The organism is Bartonella callosciuri, from assembly GCF_014203215.1.
In the GTDB taxonomy this organism is placed as follows: Bacteria; Pseudomonadota; Alphaproteobacteria; order Rhizobiales; family Rhizobiaceae; genus Bartonella; species Bartonella callosciuri.
In genome coordinates, this window is the sequence record NZ_JACHIM010000022.1 from 1 (window position 1) to 2234 (window position 2234).

3 protein-coding genes are annotated in these 2234 nt (G+C 36.5%); 1 reads left to right on the plus strand and 2 read right to left on the minus strand.

The features are described from left to right. Positions 1 to 265: 265 nt before the first annotated feature. Both HNQ69_RS07460 and HNQ69_RS07465 read right to left on the minus strand, forming a co-directional pair. Complete coding sequence (locus tag HNQ69_RS07460; RefSeq protein ID WP_183229391.1) at positions 266 to 970, minus strand: hypothetical protein; 705 nt, start codon at positions 968 to 970, stop codon at positions 266 to 268. A gap of 94 nt (positions 971 to 1064) precedes the next feature. Beyond that, positions 1065 to 1586: a Rha family transcriptional regulator gene (locus HNQ69_RS07465; protein WP_183229392.1), complete on the minus strand. Its 522-nt coding sequence runs from the start codon at positions 1584 to 1586 to the stop codon at positions 1065 to 1067. Between the two features lie 486 nt (positions 1587 to 2072). Between HNQ69_RS07465 and HNQ69_RS07470 the strand changes: the two genes are divergently transcribed. Beyond that, on the plus strand, positions 2073 to 2234 hold a 162-nt coding region (locus HNQ69_RS07470), incomplete at its 3' end, for a type II toxin-antitoxin system RelB/DinJ family antitoxin (protein ID WP_183229393.1).

Sequence of the window (2234 nt, forward strand, 5' to 3'; positions counted from 1 at the left end):
CCATCATGAGAGAGGTTGACCTCCTTTTCAATAAAGCCGCCTAAGGTACCAGCTTTTACATCATTAAAATCTTTTAAAGCACGGATGCGATAAAGATTTATAATATTTCGAGTAAGAGCATGTTTAATTTTTTTGATTTCACTGGTTAATTGATATTTTTTGCACATAAAGAATACCCTCACAATTTCATGTGATAAAAATTTGCTAAAATTTGGAATGAAAAATTTGATTGGAAAGCAGGTCCCCCACACCGCCCGCATCTTATTCACGCAGTGTTATTTTCACTAATCTTTACAACGTTATCGCCTTCATAAACTTCACAATCCTTAGGAATCCCATATGCATAGTAAGGGTTTTGTTTGGTATATAAATTACCATTTCTTTTTAACCTTGCATTGCCATGCACCAAACCTCTAATAGTGTGATAACCAGTCACTTTTGCATTGCCATAAACAGAGCCGTAGACCTTGGTATGCCCTCCCACGCTAGCATTGCCATAGACCTTGCCCAAAATCTTTGCAGCACCACTGATAACAGCACGATCATAAACCACAGCATTTCTGTGAATACGCGCACTCCCAGATAATTTTGCATTGCCATAAACTTTTGCACGATGATAAACCCAAGCATTATGAAAAAGCTGGGCATTATCACAAACATGCGCATTCATATAAACGCGGGCGCGATTACAGACATGAGCATTGCCATAAACCAAGCCCATTATAATAGCGTTATGAAAAACCTTGGCATTTTCATAAACCCGGGCATGACCATAGACACAGGCATCATCATAGACCCAGCAATTGCCCTCATGAGAGAGGTTGCTTTCTTTTTCAATAAAGCCCCCCAGATCACCCGCCTTAACATCAGAAAAGTCTTTTAAAGCTTGGATGCGATAAAGGGTTGTAATTTGTTTAAACTTATTTTCAATTTGTTTAATTTCATTGGTTAATTGGTATTTTTTAGACATAGAGATACCCTCACAATCTAATGTGTTAAAGATTTATTAAATTTTTAAATGAGATGTTTAAAGAGGGGGGCGCCCCCGCACCGCCGCTGCTTTTTTACGCTGCTTTTGCAATAGCGTTTGTTAAGACACGCTTGGCTTCTGTTGTAACCAATTTGTAATGATCAAGCTCTTTTTGTAAATCATTTACATACGATAAACGCGCTGCAATCATCCCCAAAACTTTACCAATTCCCTCAGGAGCTTTTAAACTTTCATAAGAAAATAAATTACGATCTGTAGAAAATAAATCACGACCAGGTGATTGGCTTTTAAATTCATAGAAAGCTTTAACAAGCGCCTTTTTAAATGCACGCACCGTGTCATTATTGCGCATATATGTCATGAGTAGAGTTGCTTGTGGTTCGTTGAGGATAGCAACTTCTCTTTTTTGACCGCCTTTACCATCTTTTTTACTCACTTGGATTTCAAATCCGAGTGAACCAAATTCCTCAAAGTCTTTACGATTATTACGGATAAGTTTGATGACTGTAGTATGGCTATTACCAACACCCTCTGCAATTTTTAGAGAAGTTGTGACAGCAAGACCAGCATTGTCGATTGTTACTAAATTTTTCATTATAAATTTTTCCTTAACATAAATTAATGTTTTTCATTAAAAACCCTATAAGGGCATCGGGCGCTGAAAAACACGGTGTTAAGTCCGTCGTTATACTTTTCCCATAAAAGGGTATTGTATGGTATAACCACACCCGATAAAATCAATATATGCCAATAATAGCATAAAAGACAATCAGTATTTTAAAAGCGTGGGAAGGATCTTATCGTGATCAACCCGCTTAACACTAAGTGTTTTTCAAGCACTTATGATTTGTTTAACAGTACTGATTCTACATGTCAAGCTGCTTCCGATAGTTCTATTCTCTTTTTGCTAATCTCACCTTAAGAAAATATAGATAATCTATAACATCTGAAGATGCAAAACATGAGGTAGCCATGAACCAATACAAATAGAGCTAAATCAATATGTATTTTGCTCAAAACATTGTCTTTGTAGCTCAATTGTGCTACATAATAAGAAGATAATCAAACAGGAGGATATCATATGAGTATAGCAGTAAATTCAAAAAAAGATGTTGTGCGCGCACGAATAGACAAGGATTTGAAAAAAAAAGCCAATGCAATCTTAGCAACTATGGGACTTACATTATCTGATTTCATGCGAATTGCCTTAACTAAAGTGGTAACTGAGCAGGGATTACCATTT

Coding starts and splice junctions, on each gene's coding strand:
- HNQ69_RS07460 (WP_183229391.1), bottom strand. CDS start 970: ATGTCTAAAAAATACCAATTAACCAATGAAATTAAACAAATTGAAAAT.
- HNQ69_RS07465 (WP_183229392.1), bottom strand. CDS start 1,586: ATGAAAAATTTAGTAACAATCGACAATGCTGGTCTTGCTGTCACAACT.